Annotated in this window: 19 protein-coding genes and 1 pseudogene; 7 read left to right on the plus strand and 13 right to left on the minus strand. The window is 51.3% G+C overall.

From position 1 onward, the window contains the following. The first annotated feature begins 240 nt into the window (after positions 1–240). Positions 241–1,026: a substrate-binding periplasmic protein gene (locus F552_RS0106590; protein ID WP_018150941.1), complete on the plus strand. Its 786-nt coding sequence runs from the start codon at positions 241–243 to the stop codon at positions 1,024–1,026. A 92-nt stretch (positions 1,027–1,118) separates the two neighbouring features. Next, positions 1,119–3,740: a bifunctional diguanylate cyclase/phosphodiesterase gene (locus F552_RS18660; RefSeq protein WP_018150942.1), complete on the plus strand. Its 2,622-nt coding sequence runs from the start codon at positions 1,119–1,121 to the stop codon at positions 3,738–3,740. 10 nt (positions 3,741–3,750) lie between these two features. Here F552_RS18660 and F552_RS0106600 read toward each other — a convergent pair whose 3' ends face one another. Together F552_RS0106600 and pdxR are read right to left on the minus strand one after the other, a co-directional pair. Beyond that, complete coding sequence (locus tag F552_RS0106600; protein WP_156802250.1) at positions 3,751–4,353, minus strand: pyridoxamine 5'-phosphate oxidase family protein; 603 nt, start codon at positions 4,351–4,353, stop codon at positions 3,751–3,753. Between the two features lie 221 nt (positions 4,354–4,574). Then, on the minus strand, positions 4,575–6,017 hold the full coding sequence (gene pdxR, locus F552_RS0106605) for a MocR-like pyridoxine biosynthesis transcription factor PdxR (protein WP_018150944.1): 1,443 nt from the start codon (positions 6,015–6,017) through the stop codon (positions 4,575–4,577). A 193-nt stretch (positions 6,018–6,210) separates the two neighbouring features. Between pdxR and F552_RS0106610 the strand changes: the two genes are divergently transcribed. After that, positions 6,211–6,846 (plus strand): FMN-binding negative transcriptional regulator, encoded by a 636-nt coding sequence (locus F552_RS0106610; RefSeq protein ID WP_018150945.1) that lies wholly within the window; start codon positions 6,211–6,213, stop codon positions 6,844–6,846. 222 nt (positions 6,847–7,068) lie between these two features. Continuing rightward, on the plus strand, positions 7,069–9,273 hold the full coding sequence (locus F552_RS0106615; protein ID WP_018150946.1) for an OsmC domain/YcaO domain-containing protein: 2,205 nt from the start codon (positions 7,069–7,071) through the stop codon (positions 9,271–9,273). Between the two features lie 206 nt (positions 9,274–9,479). On the opposite strand, the gene F552_RS0106620 is transcribed toward F552_RS0106615, so the two are convergent. Further along, on the minus strand, positions 9,480–9,959 hold the full coding sequence (locus F552_RS0106620) for an Lrp/AsnC family transcriptional regulator (RefSeq protein ID WP_018150947.1): 480 nt from the start codon (positions 9,957–9,959) through the stop codon (positions 9,480–9,482). 134 nt (positions 9,960–10,093) lie between these two features. Here F552_RS0106620 and F552_RS0106625 point away from each other — a divergent pair, with 134 nt between their 5' ends. Further along, entirely contained in the window at positions 10,094–11,134 is a 1,041-nt protein-coding gene (locus tag F552_RS0106625; protein ID WP_018150948.1) for a zinc-dependent alcohol dehydrogenase family protein, read from the plus strand. A 254-nt stretch (positions 11,135–11,388) separates the two neighbouring features. Here F552_RS0106625 and F552_RS21075 read toward each other — a convergent pair. Beyond that, positions 11,389–11,550, minus strand: a pseudogene (locus tag F552_RS21075) (cupin domain-containing protein); the annotation flags it as partial. A gap of 173 nt (positions 11,551–11,723) precedes the next feature. Between F552_RS21075 and pobA the strand changes: the two are divergent. Beyond that, the gene (gene pobA, locus F552_RS0106635; RefSeq protein WP_018150950.1) at positions 11,724–12,905 is read left to right on the plus strand and encodes a 4-hydroxybenzoate 3-monooxygenase; all 1,182 of its coding nucleotides are present in this window, start codon (positions 11,724–11,726) and stop codon (positions 12,903–12,905) included. An 86-nt stretch (positions 12,906–12,991) separates the two neighbouring features. Here the strand turns inward: pobA and F552_RS0106640 are convergent, their stop codons facing one another. Both F552_RS0106640 and F552_RS0106645 read right to left on the minus strand, forming a co-directional pair. Next, the gene (locus F552_RS0106640) at positions 12,992–13,930 is read right to left on the minus strand and encodes a PDR/VanB family oxidoreductase (protein ID WP_018150951.1); all 939 of its coding nucleotides are present in this window, start codon (positions 13,928–13,930) and stop codon (positions 12,992–12,994) included. A gap of 7 nt (positions 13,931–13,937) precedes the next feature. Beyond that, complete coding sequence (locus F552_RS0106645; RefSeq protein ID WP_018150952.1) at positions 13,938–14,966, minus strand: Rieske 2Fe-2S domain-containing protein; 1,029 nt, start codon at positions 14,964–14,966, stop codon at positions 13,938–13,940. Positions 14,967–15,077: 111 nt separating this feature from the next. On the opposite strand from F552_RS0106645, the gene F552_RS0106650 reads away from it, so the two are divergent. After that, a complete protein-coding gene (locus F552_RS0106650) occupies positions 15,078–15,980 on the plus strand; it encodes a LysR family transcriptional regulator (protein ID WP_018150953.1) in 903 nt (300 codons plus the stop codon). Positions 15,981–16,040: 60 nt separating this feature from the next. Here the strand turns inward: F552_RS0106650 and F552_RS0106655 are convergent, their stop codons facing one another. The 7 genes from F552_RS0106655 to ligK are packed head-to-tail and all read right to left on the minus strand — an operon-like array spanning position 16,041 to position 21,877. Continuing rightward, a complete protein-coding gene (locus tag F552_RS0106655; protein ID WP_018150954.1) occupies positions 16,041–17,063 on the minus strand; it encodes an aldo/keto reductase in 1,023 nt (340 codons plus the stop codon). Continuing rightward, positions 17,056–18,012, minus strand: coding sequence for a Gfo/Idh/MocA family oxidoreductase (locus F552_RS0106660; RefSeq protein ID WP_018150955.1), 957 nt, complete (start codon positions 18,010–18,012; stop codon positions 17,056–17,058). Before F552_RS0106660 ends, F552_RS0106655 begins: the two co-directional genes overlap by 8 nt. Beyond that, complete coding sequence (locus F552_RS0106665) at positions 18,005–18,877, minus strand: class III extradiol dioxygenase subunit beta (RefSeq protein ID WP_018150956.1); 873 nt, start codon at positions 18,875–18,877, stop codon at positions 18,005–18,007. The genes F552_RS0106660 and F552_RS0106665 overlap by 8 nt, the downstream gene beginning before the upstream one ends. After that, positions 18,877–19,317 carry a protocatechuate 4,5-dioxygenase subunit alpha gene (ligA, locus tag F552_RS0106670; protein WP_018150957.1) on the minus strand — a complete coding sequence of 147 codons (441 nt, stop codon included), beginning with the start codon at positions 19,315–19,317 and terminating at the stop codon, positions 18,877–18,879. Before ligA ends, F552_RS0106665 begins: the two co-directional genes overlap by 1 nt. After that, positions 19,308–20,291, minus strand: a complete 984-nt coding sequence (locus F552_RS0106675) for an amidohydrolase family protein (protein WP_245546666.1) — start codon at positions 20,289–20,291, stop codon at positions 19,308–19,310. The genes ligA and F552_RS0106675 overlap by 10 nt, the downstream gene beginning before the upstream one ends. Continuing rightward, positions 20,243–21,172, minus strand: coding sequence for an NAD(P)-dependent oxidoreductase (locus tag F552_RS0106680; RefSeq protein ID WP_018150959.1), 930 nt, complete (start codon positions 21,170–21,172; stop codon positions 20,243–20,245). Before F552_RS0106680 ends, F552_RS0106675 begins: the two co-directional genes overlap by 49 nt. Before the next feature lie 9 nt (positions 21,173–21,181). Then, positions 21,182–21,877: a 4-carboxy-4-hydroxy-2-oxoadipate aldolase/oxaloacetate decarboxylase gene (gene ligK / locus F552_RS0106685; protein ID WP_018150960.1), complete on the minus strand. Its 696-nt coding sequence runs from the start codon at positions 21,875–21,877 to the stop codon at positions 21,182–21,184. Positions 21,878–21,887 lie beyond the last annotated feature (10 nt).

Raw genomic sequence — 21,887 nt, forward strand, 5'->3', positions numbered from 1 at the left:
TGCCATGTATAACAGCACAATGTACTTTTTATTCCTGAAAACGAACCCAATCAACCCTTATGCTCGTTAAGCAAGTTCTAAAATGAATGCTTTACGGGTAATTTTTGATTTGTAACAAAATACAACAGGACAGGGGCCGATAGAATTGCCGCACCTATCTGACCCCGCATGCTTATTTACAGTGGATCTGCACATGCTGCGGAGTGGTCAAGAATACAAGCAACCCCGAAAGCCCCCACCATGAAACGCATTGTCCTGAGCATTCTGGCTGCAACCAGCCTCCTGAGTCTGCCGGCCGTCCAAGCTGGACACATGGAAAAGATCCGAGATGCAAATGAATTGAAGGTCTGTATCTGGCCGGACTATTACGGTATCTCCTATCGCAATCCGAAAACCCTGCAGCTTTCTGGCATTGATATTGATATGGCCATCGCACTTGGCCAGGAATTACGTGTGCCTGTGCGTTTCATTGATAGTTCGTTTGCCACCCTCATCAACGACATCGAGCAAGACAAGTGCGACATAGCAATGTTTGCAATTGGCATTACGCCGCAACGTAGCGAACGCCTTCGTTTTACACGGCCGCATCTGGTCAGTGATATCTACGCCATCACGACACGCAGTAACCGTCGTATCCAGACTTGGGCCGACATCGATAAACCTGGAACAGTGGTAGCGGTTGCCAAGGGAACGCTGCATGAGACCGTCATGCGGGACAAACTCAAACAAGCCACGCTGCTAGTCACCGATACTCCGCAAGGGCGTGAGCAGGAAGTAGAAGCTGGCCGTGCAGATGTATTCATGACCGACTACCCTTTCAGCCGTCGTATGCTGGAAACCACGGACTGGGCTCGCCTGGTGTCCCCGCCTAGCACCTACCACCTGACGCATTACGCCTATGCCATGCAGAAGAATGATGACGCCTGGTATCAGCGTGTTTCCGCTTTCCTGAACAAGGTCCGTGCCGATGGTCGTCTGATGGCCGCCATCAAGCGCAACAAACTCGATCTGATCGCAGAAAACTGATACTGGCTAACATTTTGGACAGTTCTGGATTCCACCGCTCATCGGCTTCACGAAGAACCCATCGCACCGTCTTTCTGACAGCAGTGCTACTTGTGCTGACCACCGTTATTACCGCTACAGGTTCGATCTTGTGGCGGTTGCACAATGACACGCTTGAGCGGCAGGTTGCACTGGCGAATCTAACCACACGTGCGATAGAAGACCACCTGACGCAAAGCCTCACCGTCGTAGAGAGAACCCTCACCCTGGCAGCTAGTGACCCAATCGCCGCCGTGCGCCTGCCATTCTACTTGCAACAAGCACCCTATCTACGTTCGATTTCCTTTGCCGACCCCGGCGACCGCATCTACCAAAGCTCCAATGCTGAAAACATTGGCATAAAGCTGGATCGGCGTGTCTTCATACCCCAAAGCACAACGCCGGTGTCTGTTCTACGCAGTGGGCCACTGTTCACAGGACGAGACTTTGCCGATCACAAAACCCAAACACACCCTGCAAATAGTGATCTGAATTTTATTCCCCTGTTACTGGATAGCCCTCAGAAAGATGGCAGCTGGCACACAGTAGTAGCGGCACTTAACACGGATTACTTTCTGAACTTTTACAACACTCACCTGACAGCCGATCAAGGGCAGGTAGATCTGCTGCGTTACGATGGCGGCCTCTTGATCCGTAATGGCAGTCAGCCAGCAGGCATTGTGTACAACCCAATGCTGCGTAACAGCCTGCTGCAAAGTGAAACGGGTAGCTATTTTGAAACGCAACCCGAAGGGATGCAGCTCCTGATTGCTTACCGCGCCTCTCGCAATTACCCGTTCATCATTGTCGTGAGACAGGACCGTCAGCAAATATTGGCCAACTGGCAACGCGAAGCCAAATTAGTGGTGTTGGTGGTCGGCAGTATTTTGCTACTGCTGATCAGCCTCTCCAGCGTGTACTACCTGCGCTTTGAGAAACTTGAAATCATCCGCCAGCGGGATGCAGAGCAGCTACGCATTGCCGCTGCCGCATTTGAATCACAAGAAGGCATTTTCGTGACGGATGCCGATAATACGATCCTTCGTGTCAACCAGGCATTCTGCAAGATCACCGGTTACAGTGAGGATGAAGCAATCGGTCAAACACCGCACCTGTTAAGTTCAGGCAAGCATCCGCCTGAGTTCTATCAAGAAATGTGGCAGCAACTACATCGTTGCAACAATTGGAGTGGTGAAATCTGGAACCGCCGCAAGAATGGCGACATTTATCCAGAATGGCTCACCATCACAGCGGTTAAAAACGCACAGAATCACATCAGCCACTATGTGGCAACGTTAACCGACATCACGCAACGTAAACATGATGAGGATGAAATCCGCAATCTGGCTTTTTACGATCCTTTAACCCGATTGCCAAATCGGCGTCTGTTGCTGGAACATTTGGAAAAAGCAACGAGAAGCGCCGGGCGCAGAGGCAATGAAGGTGCATTATTGTTCATCGACCTGGACAACTTCAAAACACTCAACGATACGCTTGGCCATGACATGGGGGACTTGCTGCTGCAGGAGGTTGCAAAGCGGCTAAACCAATGTGTCCGTGAAATTGATACCGTCGCTCGTCTCGGGGGGGATGAGTTTGTGGTGCTGTTACCCAAACTGAGCAAATATCGTGATGAAGCTGCATCACTTGCGCAGCGTTTGGGAGAACGCATTCGCCTGTCTCTGAATATTCCTTATGACTTGGCAGGCCATAATTACCATGCCACACCCAGCATAGGTATTACCATGTTTGCCGATGGACAGCATAACAGTGAAGAGCTCATGAAGCGTGCGGATCTTGCGCTATACAGCGCCAAGTCTGCCGGAAGAAATACCGTCCATTTCTTTGATCCGCAAATGCAAAAGTCACTAAGTGAGCGAGCCAGCCTGGAAGCGGCACTTCGACAGGCGATTTCGGATGAGCAACTGGTTTTAATGTATCAGCCACAGGTAGATCACGCAGGAAACATCTACGGTGCGGAAGTTCTGCTCAGGTGGCAGCACCCTACCTTGGGGCTGATGCCGCCTGACCAGTTCATCCCGCTGGCTGAAGAAACCGGTTTGATTCTGCCCATAGGAAACTGGGTGCTGCTACAGAGCTGCAAACTCCTGAAAAAGTTTAGCCAACAACCCGGCATGCCTTCCTTTAGCCTGTCGGTCAATGTAAGCGCCAAGCAATTACGTCAGCCTGACTTTACCCAACAAGTACAAGACATACTCGACGCAACTGATGCGCCACCACATCGTCTGTTATTAGAGCTTACTGAAAGCGGATTATTAGACGATATAGAAAGCAGTAGCACGAAAATGCTGCCCTTACGCCATCACGGTGTGCGCTTTGCACTGGATGATTTTGGTACGGGTTATTCTTCCCTTGCGTACCTGAAAAAACTCCCAATAGACCAACTGAAAATTGATAAATCGTTTGTTCAGGGCGTCATGAGTGACCAGAACGATGCAGCCATTGTCCGTTCGGTCCTGGCGCTAGGTAACGCATTAAATCTGAATGTACTTGCAGAAGGGGTAGAAACAGAAGATCAACTGCAATTTCTGAATCTTCATGGCTGCCGTAGTTATCAGGGATATCTGTTTGGCCGACCTTTGCCATTGCAAGAATTACTCTCTATGTGCATGAAACAGGCTGCTGTTCAACGCAGCTATAACCTAATTGAAGCAAAATTGATTTGCTCAGAGTAATGCTCACAGACTAGTCATCAGCCACCTGATCACGCTCAGGCAAGGCATCGCGAAAATCATCGAAAGTCTTCCAGGCGGGCACAGGCGGCGAGTAGTTTGCCTGGGGTACATAGACGGAAAGCTCGGCCAAATGCATTTTGTGAATATATCGCGGGCAAGCCGGAAAGATCTTATCTACTGTCATTCGTACGATAAAGACCGAACCAGGATATTCTGAACGCACAGGATCATCGTCACTGATCACGGCAGTTCCGTTAACCCGAAGACGGCTCTGATGTTCAAAATCAATGAAGAGCAGTCCGATATGCGGGTTTACAACAAGGTTTCCCCAAGACCGGTACATGCCATTGCCGTCATAATCGGGCAGCACAAGGGTCTTGTCATCCAGCACACGCACAAACCCGGGCAAGCCCCCTTTATAAGAGCAATCCGGCTTACCCTCTGCGTCCGCAGTTGCGACAAACACCATGGGACACTTATGGATGAATTCACGATCGCTCTCGGTGAAAGTGCCATGCACAATCACTTGTTCCAGCCGGTCTGCGATGCGGCGAGTGTCACGTATGTCCTGAAGCTTCCGCATCCCGGCGTGATACATCGAATCATTACTCATTTATCTGTACCTCCAACGGTGGGAAGTTCAAGACAAACTGCATTCGTTGAGTATAGTAGCCCATTCCTCCAGAGTAAATCAGTGACACCATTGTGTCCGGGTGGGGTTATGCCCAAAGCCCCTAAGGACTAGTCATCAAGAACAATATTCTCGTCCCTACCATCGCTGCGGTAAAAATGATGGCCCTAAATTCCAGGCTTGTCAGACTATCAGGGTAAAAATCATCTATTTGACGGCTCAACAAACGCCCGATACAACGCCTGTAATCTGATCAGCCCTGGATGGATCAGGTCGGCATGAATACTGCTGTAGCCCATCACGAAGCCGGCGCAATCTGTGGTCTGATGCTGGGTAAACAAGCCAGATACCGGATAGATGCCGACACTGTGGCTGCGCAAATAGGCTACAAATCCGGCTTCGTCCCGTTTGGGAATCCGGTTAAACCACACCACAATGTGCAGCCCCGCGGCGGAGCCGGAAATGCGGATGTCGTTACCCAGTACGTCTGTCAACCCGCTGAGCAGACGACGCCGGATATCTGCAAAATGCTTGCGGGACTGCCGGATATGCCGCTCATAATGGCCATTCGATATAAAGTGGCTCAAGGCAATTTGTTCAAAGACCCCGCTCTGCCGGTCCAGCAATGCCTTGGCCTTTCTGGCAACATCCACCAGCCCTTTGGGTACCACCATAAAACCCAGCCGGATGACGGGCGCCAGAATTTTGGACACCGAGCTGATATACATCACATTGTCGGCATCACTGAAGTTAAACAATGGCGAGATCGGCTTCATGTCGTACCGGTATTCGCCATCGTAGTCATCTTCGATGATCAGGCTGCCATGCTGTCTGGCCCAGTCGATCAGTTTCATCCGTCGCTCAATCGGCAGCGTTCCCCCCAGCGGAAACTGATGCGAGGGGGTGACATACACGAGATCTGCCTTGATGGTGTCCAGGTGATCCACCATCAGACCCTGTTCATCCACCGGGATATGGATCAGCTCTGCCATGGAAGCGGCAAACAGATTTTTTGCCATCTTGTAGCAAGGATCTTCAAGTGCAACCCTGCGCTGCCGGTCCAAAAACAGCCGCGCCACAATATCCAGTGCTTGCTGAGTCCCTGACGTGATGATGATCTGGTCAGGGTCACAATTGACGCCTCTGGCGCGCCACAAATACCCTTGAAGCGCATTCCTTAACACGGCCAAGCCGGCAGGGTCCTGATAATCATATGTGAAGGGCGAAGATGACATCGCAGCATGCAGCGACTGTCGCCAGTGCCTAGTCGGGAAATTCGCCTTGGCAATATCGCCGTAAGAAAAGTCATACAGGACAGGCTCAAGCCGGTATTTCATGTCCATGGACAACTGACTGAGCTGTTCACCCATCCCGGACAAACGGGGTAAGCGGTCAACGGATGGTATTGAGGCCACCCCGCCCCGCTTGTCATCCGGCTTTAGGGAAAACTCTCCGGCCACTTTTGCGCGCGCGCCTTGTTTTAGCTCGATGTACCCTTCTGCAGCCAGTTGTTCAAAGACCAGCGACACCGTCGTTCTGGATACCCCCAGCTCCCCCGCCAGATAACGCGTGGATGGCAAATGTACCGGATAAACCCCGTTCAGTATCTGAGTCTTGAGCACGCTATGGATATCTTTAAATTTCATGGTGTTGCCTTTTGGGTAGACAGGCGCTTGCCTACCACGCCTCTGTCCATACCGTGACTTTTACACGGTCTTTGCGCTGCAAAGCGGTCCCAAACTGGACCAGTAATATTTCATAAAACCGGCACTTCTACAAACCAGTCAAACACAAGATACTACACAGACACCAACCTTTCCTATCTGCCAGAGAGAAAATATGTATTGTCCCGCCTCTTTCCGTCAGGATGACCCTGACACTCTCCGCTCCCTGATCAGTCACTTCCCCTTGGGGACGATTTTTACCTCGGTCAACGGACTTGAAGCAAACGCCGTCCCCTTTTTACTGGTTCAGCATGAGTCCGGGCAAACGCTGCAGGCACATATCGCCAGGGCGAACCCGCAGCTGGCCGCGTTCCGGACCGGCTGTGAAGTACTGGTGGTCTTCTACGGGCCAGACGCCTATGTCACCCCCGGCTGGTACCCCAGCAAAAAGGAAAATGGCAAACAAGTGCCAACCTGGAACTACACCATGATTCAGGTAAAAGGAAAAATCCGGGTGGTGGATGACCAAGACTGGGTGTACCAGCAAATCGGGCGACTGAGCAACCAGCAGGAATCTGGCCGTGCCGACCCCTGGCACATTACAGATGCGCCAGTGGATTACATCGAGACACAAATGAAGGCCATCATCGGCATTGAAATTGCCATTGACGAGATCAAGGGCAAGTTCAAACTCAGCCAGAACCGCAGCCAGCAAGACTTTCAGGGGGTAGAAAACGGGCTCAGGTCAGAGGGCAAGATCGAGATAGCGGACTACATGCAAACGGCCAAAGGCAGCACGGCAGCCAAATGACTTCACCCGCTGCGCTCCCGTTGCCGGATACGCAAATAACAAGAGTGCATAGCCCGCGATGTTTGATTACATTCGGATTTGCCATCATAATTCCGCTATTCGGCCTTGGGGGAGCAACCCCAGATCGCATTCGAGCAACGCCAATCAGCGCTTAGCGCTTTACCCGGTGTCGTAGAAGGCCGGGGAAGTCAATTATTTTTAGCGCTATTTTGGAGTTCTCTCATGGAAATCAAGGTCAACTTTCTCGACAAGCTTCGTCTGGAAGCCAAGTTCGACGATTTCACGGTCATTGCCGATCAGCCCATCCGTTACAAGGGCGATGGCTCTGCACCAGGACCGTTTGATTACTTTCTGGCCTCGTCAGCCCTGTGTGCAGCTTACTTCGTGAAGTTGTATTGCAGCACCCGCAATATCCCGACCGAGAACATACGCCTGTCGCAGAACAATATTGTCGATCCGGAAAACCGCTACAAACAGATTTTCAAGATTCAGGTCGAGCTGCCGGAAGACATCTCCGCCAAAGACCGTGAAGGCATTCTGCGTTCTATCGACCGTTGCACGGTGAAAAAGGTAGTGCAGACCGGGCCGGAATTCATCATTGAAGAAGTTGAAAACCTGGATGCAGACGCCCAGGCACTATTGACGGTGAATCCGGATACCCACACCAGCACCTTTATCCCGGGCAAGGATCTGCCGCTGGAGCAAACCATTGCCAATATGTCGGCGGTGCTGGCTGCGCTGGGCATCAAGATCGAAATCGCCTCCTGGCGCAACCTGGTGCCCAATGTCTGGTCACTGCACATCCGCGATGCGCACTCCCCGATGTGCTTTACCAACGGCAAGGGCTCCACCAAGGAAAGCGCGCTGGCATCGGCACTGGGCGAATATATCGAACGCCTGAGCTGCAATCACTTCTACAACGACCAGTATTGGGGAGAGGACATCGGCAACGCACCGTTCGTGCACTACCCGGAAGAGCGCTGGTTCAAGCCGGGCCGAAAAGACGCACTGCCTGCCGGACTTCTGGACGAATATTGTCTGGAGATTTACAACCCGGATGGCGAGCTGCGTGCCTCCCATTTGTTTGATACCAACTCCGGCAATACCGAACGCGGCATCTGTGCACTACCGTATGTGCGCCAGTCAGACGGCGAGGTGGTGTACTTCCCCACCAATCTGATCGATAACCTGTACCTGAGCAACGGCATGAGCGCCGGCAATACGCTGGCAGAAGCACAGGTGCAATGTCTGTCAGAAATTTTCGAGCGTGCGGTCAAGCGCGAAATCCTGGAGGGCGAAATTGCATTGCCGGATGTACCGGCAGAAGTCCTGGCCAAATACCCTGGCATTGTCGCCGGCATTCAGGGGCTGGAAGAGCAAGGCTTTCCGGTGCTGGTCAAGGATGCATCGCTGGGTGGTGAATTTCCGGTCATGTGCGTTACGCTGATGAACCCGCGTACCGGCGGTGTGTTTGCCTCGTTTGGCGCACACCCAAGCCTGGAAGTCGCACTAGAACGCAGCCTGACCGAGTTGCTGCAAGGTCGCAGTTTTGAAGGCCTGAACGACTTGCCTCGCCCTACCTTCGAGAGTAATGCCGTTACAGAGCCGAACAACTTTGTCGAACACTTCATCGACTCTAGCGGTGTGGTGTCATGGCGCTTCTTTAGTGCCAAAGCAGATTACGAATTTGTGGAATGGGATTTCTCCGGTCAGGGTGAAAACTCTAACGCGGATGAAGCCGCCACGCTGTTAGGCATTCTCGAAGGCATGGGCAAAGAAGTGTACATGGCCGTGTACGACCAGCTGGGGGCAACAGCCTGCCGCATTCTGGTACCGGACTATTCGGAAGTCTATCCGGTGGAAGATCTGGTCTGGGATAACACGAACAAAGCACTGCAATTCCGTGAGGACATCCTGAACCTGCATCGCCTGGATGACGACGCGCTGGCTGCCCTGCTGGAACGTCTGGAAGACAGCGAAGAGGACGACTACACCAACATCATCACCCTGATCGGCATCGAGTTTGATGAAAATACCGTCTGGGGTCAGCTGACCATTCTGGAATTGAAACTGCTGATCAACCTCGCCCTGCGGCAATTCGAAGAGGCGAAAGAACGGGTAGAAGCCTTCCTGCAATACAACGACAACACGGTTGATCGTGTCTTGTTCTATCAGGCCATGGATGTGGTGCTGGAAGTGTTGCTGGACGACGAGCTGGAACTGGAACACTACGAGACCAATTTCCGTCGCATGTTTGGCAATGAGCGCATGGATGCCGTGATCGGTTCTGTTGAAGGCAGTGTCCGATTCTTTGGTCTGACCCCCACCAGCATGAAGCTGGAAGGTCTGGACAGACATCAGCGCCTGATCGACAGCTACAAAAAACTGCACATAGCCCGCGCCCGGGTAGCCGGTATCTCCGGTTAAACGCTGGCACAAAAGGCAAGCCCTGAAACATCCGGATCACAGTCGTTTGTTTTTAAGTGCTTGCCTCTTTCTGCGCCCTCGGCCTTCCGCCCTGATGCATCGCTGCGTCAGGGCGTTGGTTTATTGGCTGCCGCACAAAAGATGGCCGCCTTGAATACGGGCATTTTGCACTCGCCAGCTGGACTCAACTGCTTTTTCATCTCCGGTCATGCATTCACAAAGTCCGTGATGGGTAGCTTGTTGGTCATTTTCATTTCCCGCAGCGAGATATTGGTGCGGATGCTTAACACACCCGGCAACTTGCGCAGCACTTTCTCGACAAACCGGCTATAGTCATCCAGATCCCGGGCTACCACCTGCAATAAAAAGTCAGCTTCTCCTGTGGTGTTGTGGCAGGCCAATACGTTGGGACACACCTGTATGATCTTCTCAAAGGCTGCGGTGACCTCTTCGCTATGTTGTGTACAGACAATCTGCACAAACGCCATGACCCCGATCCCGAGCTTGCGGCGGTTCAGCACCGCCTGATATCCCTCTATCACCCCAGACTCTTCCAGGCGTTTTTGACGCCGCCAGCAAGAGGCTTCACTCATGGAGAGTTGCTCTGCGAGTTTGGCATTGGATAAGCGTCCATCCTGTTGCAAACGGTCTGCGATTGCAATGTCTACCTTATCAATTGCATCCATCCTGAAAGATTCCTTCAAATATACGTGGCAAACGAAAGCTTAAGCCGTATTACTTGCCTCTACAAGATAAAATAGAAAGGTAATTTCATAGGGATTCTGCATAATAAAAGCATCATTCAACGAGGGAGCCCAAGATGAAAGCAGTTGTCTATGAGTCATTTTCTACCGCCCCGCAACTCATGCAGGTACCAGACCCGACACCTACTGATCACGGGGTAGTCATCAAAGTAAAAGCCACCGGTGTATGCAGAAGCGACTGGCACGGCTGGGTAGGACATGACCCGGATATCCGACTTCCGCATGTGCCGGGGCATGAATTCTCTGGCACGGTAGAAGCCGTAGGCAAACAAGTCACCAAATGGCGCGTGGGCGACCGGGTAACGGTGCCGTTTGTAGCGGGGTGTGGCCACTGCCCCGAGTGCCACTCTGGCAACCAGCAAGTCTGTGATCATCAATTCCAGCCGGGTTTTACGCACTGGGGTTCATTTGCCGAGTATGTAGAAGTACATCTGGCGGATCTCAATCTGGTCGCCTTGCCAGAGACACTAGACTTTACGACCGCCGCCAGCCTCGGATGCCGGTTTGTCACGTCGTTCCGTGCCGTTGTGGATCAGGGCAAAACATCAGCCGGTCAGTGGGTAGCCGTGCACGGGTGTGGCGGTGTCGGGCTCTCTGCCATCATGATCGCCAATGCGGTGGGCGCCAATGTCATTGCCATTGATATTTCGGATGACAAACTAAGCCTCGCCCGTTCACTGGGAGCGGTTGCCACTATTAATGCCAGCAACGTCGCCAACGTGGTGGAAGCCGTCCAGGAAATTACCAAAGGGGGAGCACACGTCTCTCTGGATGCACTGGGGCACCCGATCACATGTTTTAATTCCATCAGCAACCTGCGCAAACGCGGTAAGCATGTCCAGATCGGGCTGATGCTGGGCGAGCACAGCACACCGGCTATCCCCATGAGCAAGGTCATTGCCAATGAGCTGGAAATTCTGGGCAGCCATGGCATGCAAGCCCACCGCTACGATGCCATGTTCGCCATGCTGGCCTCTGGCAAGCTGCAACCGGAAAAACTGATAGGCCGGACCATTAACCTTGAGCAATCCATTGAGGTGCTGATGAACATGGACAAATTCGAAGTGGCAGGCGTGACCGTGGTGACGGAATTCTAGGCAAGCAACGCACCAAACTGGTATCGCACTTGTTGAGCGTCCCCACACTTGCCGTGGGGCGCTTGATCAACATTGTCCATGACAAAGTTGATGCGGGCATTTAGCGTGAGAACACTTGTCCTGGAATGCAATTGCATGCTATCTGGCATTTCAGCGCTACGTCGAACCCATGTCCTGTCTGGTTAAACCCTGAATGGCTGAAGGAGCCAATCTGCGACTTTCATGCAAAATACCTGCGGTCTGGATGCTAACGGCTAGAACGAGGGTGGCGTCACCGCGCTAATGATGGAGCTTTCTCCCTCAAACACGTTTTTGAAACTGTGTGGCAGCCGGCTGTCAAAATAATAGGCATCACCCGGTTTCAGAATTTCGCTTTGAGACCCAACCGTAACCTCTACCGCGCCAGTAACGACGACCCCAGCTTCTTGCGCGTCATACTAACTAATTTTCGGGATATCTGGATGGGGAAGGTCAAGACAGCTACTTTATAAAAGTGCTATTTTTTTGCTGAAAATTGCCTTACATAGCACCGTGGTTTCTTTAGAGAATATGTTTCTAAAACTTTGATGTATGTCAGGAGTGAGGAAGCATGAAAACGAAAGTTGCCATCATTGGTGCAGGCCCTTCGGGGTTATTGCTTGGCCAACTGTTAACCAAGGCAGGCATTGACAATATTATTCTGGAAAGACAGACACCCGAATATGTACTCGGCCGTATCCGGGCAGGGGTTCTTGAACAGGGTATGGTCGACATGCTTCGGGAGGCTGGTGTGTCATTACGAATGGAAAATGAAGGCCTCATTCATGAAGGCGTTGAGCTGATTTATAACGGGCGCAGAGAACGTATTGACCTTAAGCAGCTGTCGGGGGGGAAAACGGTCATGGTTTATGGGCAAACGGAAGTCACTCGTGATTTGATGGATGCGCGAAGCCAGTCTGGTGCACTAACGGTTTATTCTGCAAGCCATGTTCAACTCCATGAACTCAAGGGCGAGAAGCCTTTTATTACCTTTGAGCAAGAAGGCAAGCATTTAAGACTAGACTGTGACTATATTGCGGGCTGTGATGGCTTTCATGGTGTGTCCCGTCAAAGCATCCCCTCAGACATTCTCACGCATTATGAAAGAATCTACCCGTTTGGTTGGCTTGGCTTATTGTCAGACACTCCACCAGTGAGTGATGAGCTGATTTATGCCCAGCATGAGCGCGGATTTGTACTCTGCAGCCAACGCTCTCACACTCGTAGCCGCTATTACTTACAAGTCCCTTTGTCTGACAAAGTAGAGGATTGGTCTGATGACAGATTCTGGCAAGAACTCAAGACGCGTCTACCGGCAGATGTAGCTTCCAGACTGGCGACGGGACCTTCCATTGAAAAGAGCATTGCGCCGCTGCGCAGCTATGTAGTTGAACCGATGCAATACGGGAATCTATTTCTGGTGGGTGATGCAGCGCATATTGTCCCGCCAACAGGTGCTAAGGGGCTTAATCTGGCTGCGTCGGATGTCAGCTACCTCTTCCGCATTCTGGTGAAAGTTTATCGGGAAGGCAGAACCGATCTGCTGCCTAAATATTCTGAACTGGCGCTTCGCCGTATCTGGAAGGCAGAGCGATTCTCCTGGTTCATGACCAAATTACTGCATACGTTTCCTGATGCCGATAACTTTGACCAGCGCATGCAGCAAAGTGATTTTGATTATTACACCGGCTCGCTTGCCGGTCGGCAAACCATTGCCGAGAACTATGTCGGACTACCGTTTGAAAGCATTTGAGCAGTGTAAAGCTTGAATCTTGAACCTTGTACCAACCATTCTGCTGCTGATGGAGAATTGAGGGGCAAGGTTCAAGAGCCAGTCACCTAATAATCCAGAATCAATTCCCCCACCCCCCTTGATACACAGGGCAAAAAGCAGCCATTGCCTTTTTCTTCCTCGCTCAGGTAGGCGTCAAGATGTATGGGGGTTCCACCTTCCAGCTGGACCATGCACGTGCCGCAAACGCCTTGCTCGCAGGAAGTTGGAATATCAATACCGGACTGTGCTAGGGCATGAATGACAGTCTGCTCTGCAGATATCGGAATCACTTGCCCAGACCGGGTTAATCTGACAGAGAACTTGGCGGAAAGCAGTACTGGGTTTGCGGGTTTAAAATGTTCCTGATGAAGTTTGTCTGTATCCCAACCCGCAGACACCGCGCTTGAGATGACCATCTCGATAAAACCTGCTGGTCCGCATACATAAAGGTGAGCGTCTTTGGGCTGATCCTTGAGTACTTTGTGAATGTCAAATCGATCGCCCTCTGGTTGATCACTAAAATAGTAGTTGGAATAAGATGCCAGGTGAGTAGTCATCAAGCGTGGTAAAAACGCAGCTCGGCTTTGGTTACGACTCACATAGTGAAGTTCAAAAGAGCCGTTCTCTGCAGATAATTGCTCTGCCATGCTAAGTATCGGGGTAATGCCGATGCCACCCGCAATCAAGATGGAATGGGATGCACCATCTGACATTGGAAATAGATTGCGGGGTTCACTGATGGATAGCGCATCACCAACCTTTAATGCATGCGCTTTAATTGAACCACCTCTTGATGCTTTATCTCGTAGCACTGCTATCTGATAAGTTTGGTGTCTGGATGGCGGGTTACACAACGAATATTGCCTGCACAGATTCGGGCCAAGAAAAACATCAATATGGGCGCCAGCGCTGAAGGCAGGTAATGGCTTACCGTCTGCGCTGGCCAAGGTCAGACATACGATATCTTCAGCGGCACAGTATTTATCTACAATCACGACGTCCATGGCGTCCTCACTTAGTCTCAGCTGCAATCAGACGGTCAATGACCTTCCTCGCCTGGACACCACCACTGTCGATGTTCAGTTTCAGCAATTTCCTTTCGGGATTTGCCAGTAAATTCCGCTGCTGAGACTCCAGCATTTCCTGGTCTTCCGCAAAAATCCGGCCTTGTCCTTCGCGGATGGTGGCCGTGAGCGCTGCATCATTTACTTTAAATTTTCTCGCCATTCCCCAGAAATACCAGATCGACGAGTCTGTTTCAGGGGTAATAAAGTCTACCACCACACTACTGGCTTTAATAGCGTCATCAGCTTCGTAGCCACCTCTTCCTGCATAGGCTACCCCCACCTCAATCATGACGTGACTGGGAGGCGTAAAGCGGCAAATTTGCCAACGGTCACATAATGCAGTTGGATCAAGCTCATTGAGCCTCAATGCATTAGCCCAAAATGGCGGCGGTGCAATGTTGTGCATGTGTCTGCTGGTAACCACCATATCGCCTTCAACTACGGTTTGGGGCGGTGCGTCCTCTATTTCCGGCTGACCGATGCTGCTGGAATGTACATAGGTTTCGTGAGTCAAATCCATCAGATTATCAATCATGAGTCGATAATCACATCCAATATGATAAAGCCCACCACCATAGGCCCAGTTATCGCTGTCTGCCCATGTCAGTACTGGCAATTTGGACACATCAGCAGTCTCGGCATCTGCAGCCCAAAGCCAGATAAATCCATATTTTTCCTCAACGGCAAAGCGTTTGATGGATGGAAAGCCCCCTACTCGCTGACCTGGCATCCCGGCACACTTACCCTGATCACTGATTGCCAGACCGTGATAACCACAGACGATATTGCCATCTCTGACAAAACCCAGTGATAGCGGCGCACCGCGATGGGGACAAAAATCCTCCAGTGCGGTAACCTTCCCTGCTACATTTCTAAAAAATACTAGCTTCTGATTGCAAACCGTTCTTGCAAGCGGCTTTTCGGCAATCTCTTCGCTGGTTGCTGCGACATACCAAGCATTTTTGATGAACATTCACGTCTCCTCACTTTATGGGTGGTCATATTTTTAATCCATTATGTCAGGTAGCCTGATATTATTAAAATTTATTCGCGTGATATCAGACATAAACGGAGTGAATAAGCCATGCAGGAAAACAGACTGGATCTGAATCTGATTCGAATGTTCATTGCGCTATTTGAAACCGGCAGTGTCACACTGGCAGCCGAGAGATTTCACATCACACAGCCCGCAATGAGTAATGGTCTCTCAAGGCTAAGATTACTGCTAGATGACCCACTATTTGTGCAAACCCGCCAAGGGATGACACCAACTGCATACGCTTCAAAAATTTATCCTGACCTGAGCCAAGCCATGCATTTGGTGCTAAGCACGCTAGGAAGAAACACCGCACGCCCTGCTTTCACACCAGAGGCCAGTACCTTCAGTTTGAAACTGCATATGACAGATTTTGCACAAGTGGCATTTCTGCCAAGGCTGATATCGGAAATGCAGCATCATGCCCCCCATTGCAGCTTGAAGGTAGTGTCCCTATCAAACGAAAGCATCCTTGGTGCACTTGAAAATAATGAGCTGGATTTTGTATTTGGGCGGATGCCGGAGAAAATGCCGCACAAGATTGATCATGTGACTCTGTTCAGAGAACAGTATGTTGTATTGATGAGAAAAGAACATCCGTTGTCGAAACGGCAGCTTACAAAAGCAGACTATTTGGGCGCAGGACATGCACTTGTGTCAGCAGGATCGCATCAAGCCATTGAACGACTCTTGAAACGGAAGAAAGCCAGCGTTCTGCTGACAACCCAGAACTTTCTGGTCGTAGCTCAAATCCTTCAGGCATCAGACCTGATAGCCACCGTCCCTAGTCGCCTGGCCGTGCAGTTGTGCCTCTCAGGCAGCTTTGTACAGACAGCCATTCCGTTTGATCTGCCGCACTTCGATGTCAACATGATGTGGGATAAAACCAGGGCCAATGAACCTGAACAGGCATGGGCGCGAGGATTGTTTGAGACTATTCTTGCAGAATAGCCCATTGTGAATGAAATGTGCTGAGCCTCTTCTGACATCCAGTGTCAGAAGAGGTACCCATTACGACTCCGTATCTATTTCCGATTGTGTCGATTCGTTATAGCGATTGCCATGAATGGGGTAACTTGCACAAAGCTGCGCTATCGCTTGCATGTCAGTTTCCGAAAGTTGCAAGGACAACGCCCCCAAGTTTTCCTGCAAATGATGGACAGACGTTGTACCAGGAATGGGAATAATGTGCGGACAACGATGCAGCAACCAGGCCAACGCCAGTTGTGCCGGTGTACACCGCTTCTCCAGGCTCATGGACACCCAGGCTCTGCGAAATGATTCATTGGCCAAGAAGTTATCTGGGGCAAAGCGTGGCATTGCATGGCGAATATCATTGTCTGGCAGTGCCGCCAGGTGGGCCACCGATGAAAGGCCATTCGCCAAATAGCCACGCCCCAAGGGGCTGAAGGCGACAAAAGCGGCACCAATTTCTTGGCAGGTTGCCAATACACTGATTTCCGCATTTCTCGTCCAGACAGAATACTCCGTCTGCACAGCGGCAATCGGATGAATGGCATGTGCCCGGCGAATTGTGGCACTAGAAACTTCGGACAAACCGATTGCCCGGATTTTGCCCGCCTCCACCAAACGGGATAATGCGCCTACACTCTCTTCAATGGGAACTTTACGATCCCACCGGTGCAAGTAATAGAGATCAATCGTATCGGTATTCAATCGCTTGAGGGCTTGATCACAGGTTTGAGTGAGTACAGCAGGCCTACCGTCAATCACGCGTCGGCCATCCACCCCCGTCATGCCGCACTTGCTGGCCAGTACAATCTGATGGCGATATGGGGACAGCACCTTCCCCAGTAGTGTTTCATTCGCACCAAACCCATAGAGTGCAGCGGTATCAAACAGGGTAACCCCTGCCTCCAGCGCAGAGAGCAGCAAATTCGCTGCAGTAGCAGGATCGAGGGGCGTACCATAGGCATGGCTCAGATTCATACACCCCAGCCCCAAAGGGGGTACCAGGAAGGGGCCGATAGATCTGGTCACACTACCCGCCGCATGGGCATGAGGGCTAATCATGTAGTTGCTGCTCCAGCTGATGCAAAACCTGATAACAAGGTAGCACGCTAGCTACTGACGCATTCGGCTGTCGACCTTCCCGAATGGCGGAGATGAATTCCCGGTCTTGAAGCTCAATCCCGTTCATGGACACATCAATACCTGAGACATCAATACTTTCATCCTTACCAGTCACCAGATCATCATAGCGGGCAATATAGGTAGCACTATCACCGATGTATCGGAAGAATGTCCCTAATGGACCGTCATTGTTAAATGAGAGGCTCAGCGTACAAATGGCGCCATTCTCCGCCTTGAGCTGAATGGAGAGATCCATCGCAATGCCAAGTTCCGGGTGAATCGGGCCTTGAAGCGCATTAGCTTTGATGATGCGGCTATTTGCCTGGTAGGCAAACAAGTCAACGGTATGTGCGGCATGATGCCACAAGAGATGATCAGTCCAGCTTCTGGGCTGCCCTAGGGCATTCATGTTGGTCCGACGGAAAAAGTAGGTCTGTACATCCATTTGCTGGATATTGAAAGTGCCAGCCTGGATTTTCCGATGCACATACTGATGGCTGGGGTTAAACCGGCGCGTATGACCTACCATAGCAACCAGGCCCATCTTCTGTTGTAACTCGACAATGGCTTCTGCATCTTTCAGATTGTCAGCCAGCGGGATTTCCACCTGAACATGCTTGCCAGCCGCCAGACACTGCAGTGTTTGTGCGGCATGCAACTGAGTAGGCGTACATAAGATAACAGCATCCAATCCGGGCAACGCCAATGCATCTTCCAGACGGGTGGTTACATGAGGAATACCATATTTCTCGGCCACGGCTTGGGTTGCATCCAGCCGACGGCCAACCACAGAAATGACTTCAACACCATCGATCAGTTTTAAAGCATCCAGATGCTTTAAGCCAAAAGCCCCAGTACCGGCCAATGCGACCTTGATGGTTTTACTCATGATGGTTCTCCAGAATCAGGTGCCCTACTGCGGTATTGGAGGCCGGTACGTGATAAAACCGATGCGTTAACAAAGGTTTCTTCCCGCCAGCAACATCCTGCATCGCGCCACGGGCTATCAGCCACATGACCAGTTCAATACCTTCAGAGCCGGCTTCACGCACGTAATCAATATGCGGCATCGCCGCCAAAGCGGCTGGGTCCTCAATCAGTTGATCGAGAAACGCGTTATCCCAGGCCGCATTGATCAAGCCGGCTCTTGGCCCTTGCAGCTGGTGGCTCATGCCACCTGTTCCCCAAATTTGAACATTCAGGTCCTGGTCGAATGATTCAACAGCTCGCCGTATTGCCTGCCCGAGTTGGAAGCAGCGCCGGCCAGATGGCACAGGGTATTGCACCACATTGACCGCAAAAGGAATCACTTTGCATGGCCAGGCGTCCTTCTGGGGGTCCAAGGCGCCAAACATTAGAGATAACGGCACCGTTAAACCATGATCAACCACCATACGATTAGCGATGGTCAGATCAAAGTCTTCCTGGATAACACTTTGGGCAATATGCGCCGCAAGCTCGGGATGCCCTTGCACCACGGGAACGGGGCGTGGTCCCCACCCTTCATCTGCCGGTTCAAAACTGGCTGCGGTACCAATAGCAAACGTCGGGATCAAATCCAGACTAAACGCAGTGGCATGATCGTTATACACAAGAAAGATCACATCAGGCTTTTGAGCCTTTATCCAGTCTTTACTCTTTTCATAGCCTGAAAATACGGGGCTCCAATATGGGTCTTGATGCTTTCCGTGATCCAGGGCTGCACCAATTGCAGGAACATGTGACGTATATACAGAAGAGGTAATGCGAGCCATCAGCGCGATTCTCCGTCCATTGGTTTATCAGAAGCATCGTCTAACTTGCCATTGTGCTTTTCATCCAGATAACGGTTACCGTCTGGTGAGCGGCCACCCGCCAACATCATTTTCCGGTATTCGGCTTCTGTCATACCGGTCATGCTGCCGGCTATTTGCTGAAAGCTCAAACCATCAGTTGCCCCGATTCTGGCAAGAAAGTAAATATTCCCCCCTAATGCAATACATTGATTCAGGTCTCTGGCAAGAACCGCTTCTTTTTGTGCTTCGGACATCGGCCATTCATCCAGATAGGCACGCTCATCGGCTTTGAAGCGCGCACGATTTTCAGCTTGCATGAGTGAATAACAAAACTGGTTGAGCCAGTAGCCTATACGAGACTGCTCGGCATCAAAAATGACTGTCCCGGGGATGTCTTTATAGGGTTTTTCTAGCGGCATGGTGAAGCTCCCGTCTCTTCTGGCCAGTACAACCTTAGTGGATTATCTACCAGCAGTTTTTGTTGTAACGCCGGTGTGGTCGCAATCCAGGGAATAAAATCCACTAGCAGACCATCATCAGGCATATGCCCTTTCAAGTTTGGATGCGGCCAGTCGGTGCCCCACAGTACCCGGTCGGGAAATTGCGAGATTACTTCACGTGCAAAAGGAATGACATCCCTGTAGGCGGCCCGTTCGCCATTCACGGCATTCGGCCCGGTCACCGACAATCTTTCCGGACAGCTGACCTTGCTCCAGACATTGGGGTTTTCACGCATGAAACGCAGGAATAACTGGAACTCGGGGCCATCAACCGCTTTTGAAACATCTGGCCGTCCCATATGATCTACCACAATGATGGTGGGCAAGTCTGTGAAAAAGTCCCAAAGCTCTGGCAAGTCTGCTGCTTCGAAATACACCACCACATGCCAGCCAAACTTGGCAATCCGTTCGGAAATGCGCTTGAGCTCATCTCGTGGTGTAAAATCTACCAGCCGTTTAACAAAGTTAAACCGCACCCCGCGCACACCTGCCTCGTGCAGCACCTGCAACTCATCATCGCTTATATCATGCCGGACCGTCGCAACGCCTCTTGCACGCCCCTCACTATGTATCAAGGCATCCACCAGTGCGCGATTATCAGATCCATGGCACGTTGCTTGCACAATGACATTTCGTGCAAAACCTAAATGATCACGCAGTGCAAACAGTTGCTCCCAACTTGCATCGCAAGGGGTGTATTTTCTCTCGTGTGCGAAAGGAAACTTGTCCCCAGGGCCAAACACGTGACAATGTGCATCGACCGCATTGGGTGGGAGCTTGAAGTCGGGTTTGACTGGTGAAGCACACCAATCGAGCCAGCCAGATGTTTTGGTAAAATGCATATTTATCTTTCTCTCAGGCTCTGCAAGATGTTGTCTGCTGCATGACGCCAATTCGCGTTTTGTTCTGGGCCGCCGGTATGTTGGGATACAAAGATGCCTTTATCAGCAAGCTCCGCCATCCACGCTTGTCGCTCAGCAGTACCGCTGGCCAGATGAGAATTCAGCCCAACATCCCTGACCGTGATCGCAGCCTCCCTTACTTCTTCGCTTCTGCGACGCCCATGCTGAATCACCCGCTGGAAAAAATAGGTAGACTCTTTCTCCCAATCAACCCCGGGGAAAGTTTCATAAAGCGACTCGATAACGCTTTCTTCAACACCATAGTGGCGTGCGCTTACCAACGCTTCAATCATCAGCGCTTCCATGCCCTTAATAATGATGCTTCGGCACATCTTTGTTGCTGAGGCAACGCCAAGTCTGTCAGAAGCGACCCGACAGGAGAATCCAAGCACGCCCAACTTCTGTCGCGCGATTTCGGCTAACAGCCCCCCCAGTAGCATGGGCACACGAATCCGGTAAGGGGGCACACTGGTCATCACGGATGCCTCAATAAACGATGCCCCTGCCGATTCAAGCAAAACGGCAGATTTTGCTTTGGTGGATGGAGAAACCGAATTGATATCCATATAGGCACAACCCTGCAAATCATGACTGGCACATGCACTTGCAACCTCCAATGCTTGATGCGCTGTCACTGCGCTAATCAAAAAGTTGGCCGTTTTACAAAGACTGGCAAGATCAGGCAAAAGTGTCACGCCATGCTGCGCCGCATGCATCAACATTGCCTGGCTTTGCTCACTCCCCAGCAATGCAATATCAAATGCAGAGACAGCTATGCCTTGGCTGACAAGATCTTCTGAAAGAATCTTGCCGACTTCTCCATAGCCGATAATGCCAAAGTGAAGATCATCCGTGATCCAGTGTCGAGACATATCATCACCTCAGTCTATATACTGCAAACCGGCAGTGGCCAATGGTTCGCGCATCTTGTACATATCCAGCCCCAGTACGCCTGCTGCCAGTTTCTGCCTTTTATGGGTCTCATTATTCTCTCTGACTTCTGCAGCATCGGCCACTTGACCAGCGATGGCAGCAGGTACTACCACTACGCCATCCCTGTCGGCTATCACCACATCTCCCGGATTCACCAGCGCACCCGCACAAATCACAGGAATATTGACGGATCCCAATGTGGCTTTAATCGTCCCTTTGGCGCTGATGGCCCTGCTAAAGACTGGGAAGCCCATCCGTTCAAGCTCCTCCACATCTCTCACCCCACCATCAATAATCAGCCCCTTGGCGCCACGCGCCATAAAACTGGTTGCCAGTAAGTCGCCAAAAAAGCCATCTTCACTATCTGTTGTACAGGCGGCAACGGCAATATCACCTGGCTGCAGTTGTTCTGCAGCCACGTGCATCATCCAGTTGTCCCCGGGCTGGAGCAAAATAGTGACCGCCGTTCCACAGAGTTTGGCATCGCCATACACCGGGCGTAGATAGGGTTTCATCAATCCAACCCGACCCATGGCCTCGTGAATGGTCGCCACCCCAAACCGGGAGAGCTTGGCAACCGCAGCAGGGTCTGCTCTCACGATGTTACGTTTGACGATACCCAATTGATTCAATGATGTAGTCATGGTGTGCTCC

The sequence above is a fragment of the Leeia oryzae DSM 17879 genome (genome assembly GCF_000376945.1).
Classification (GTDB): Bacteria; Pseudomonadota; Gammaproteobacteria; order Burkholderiales; family Leeiaceae; genus Leeia; species Leeia oryzae.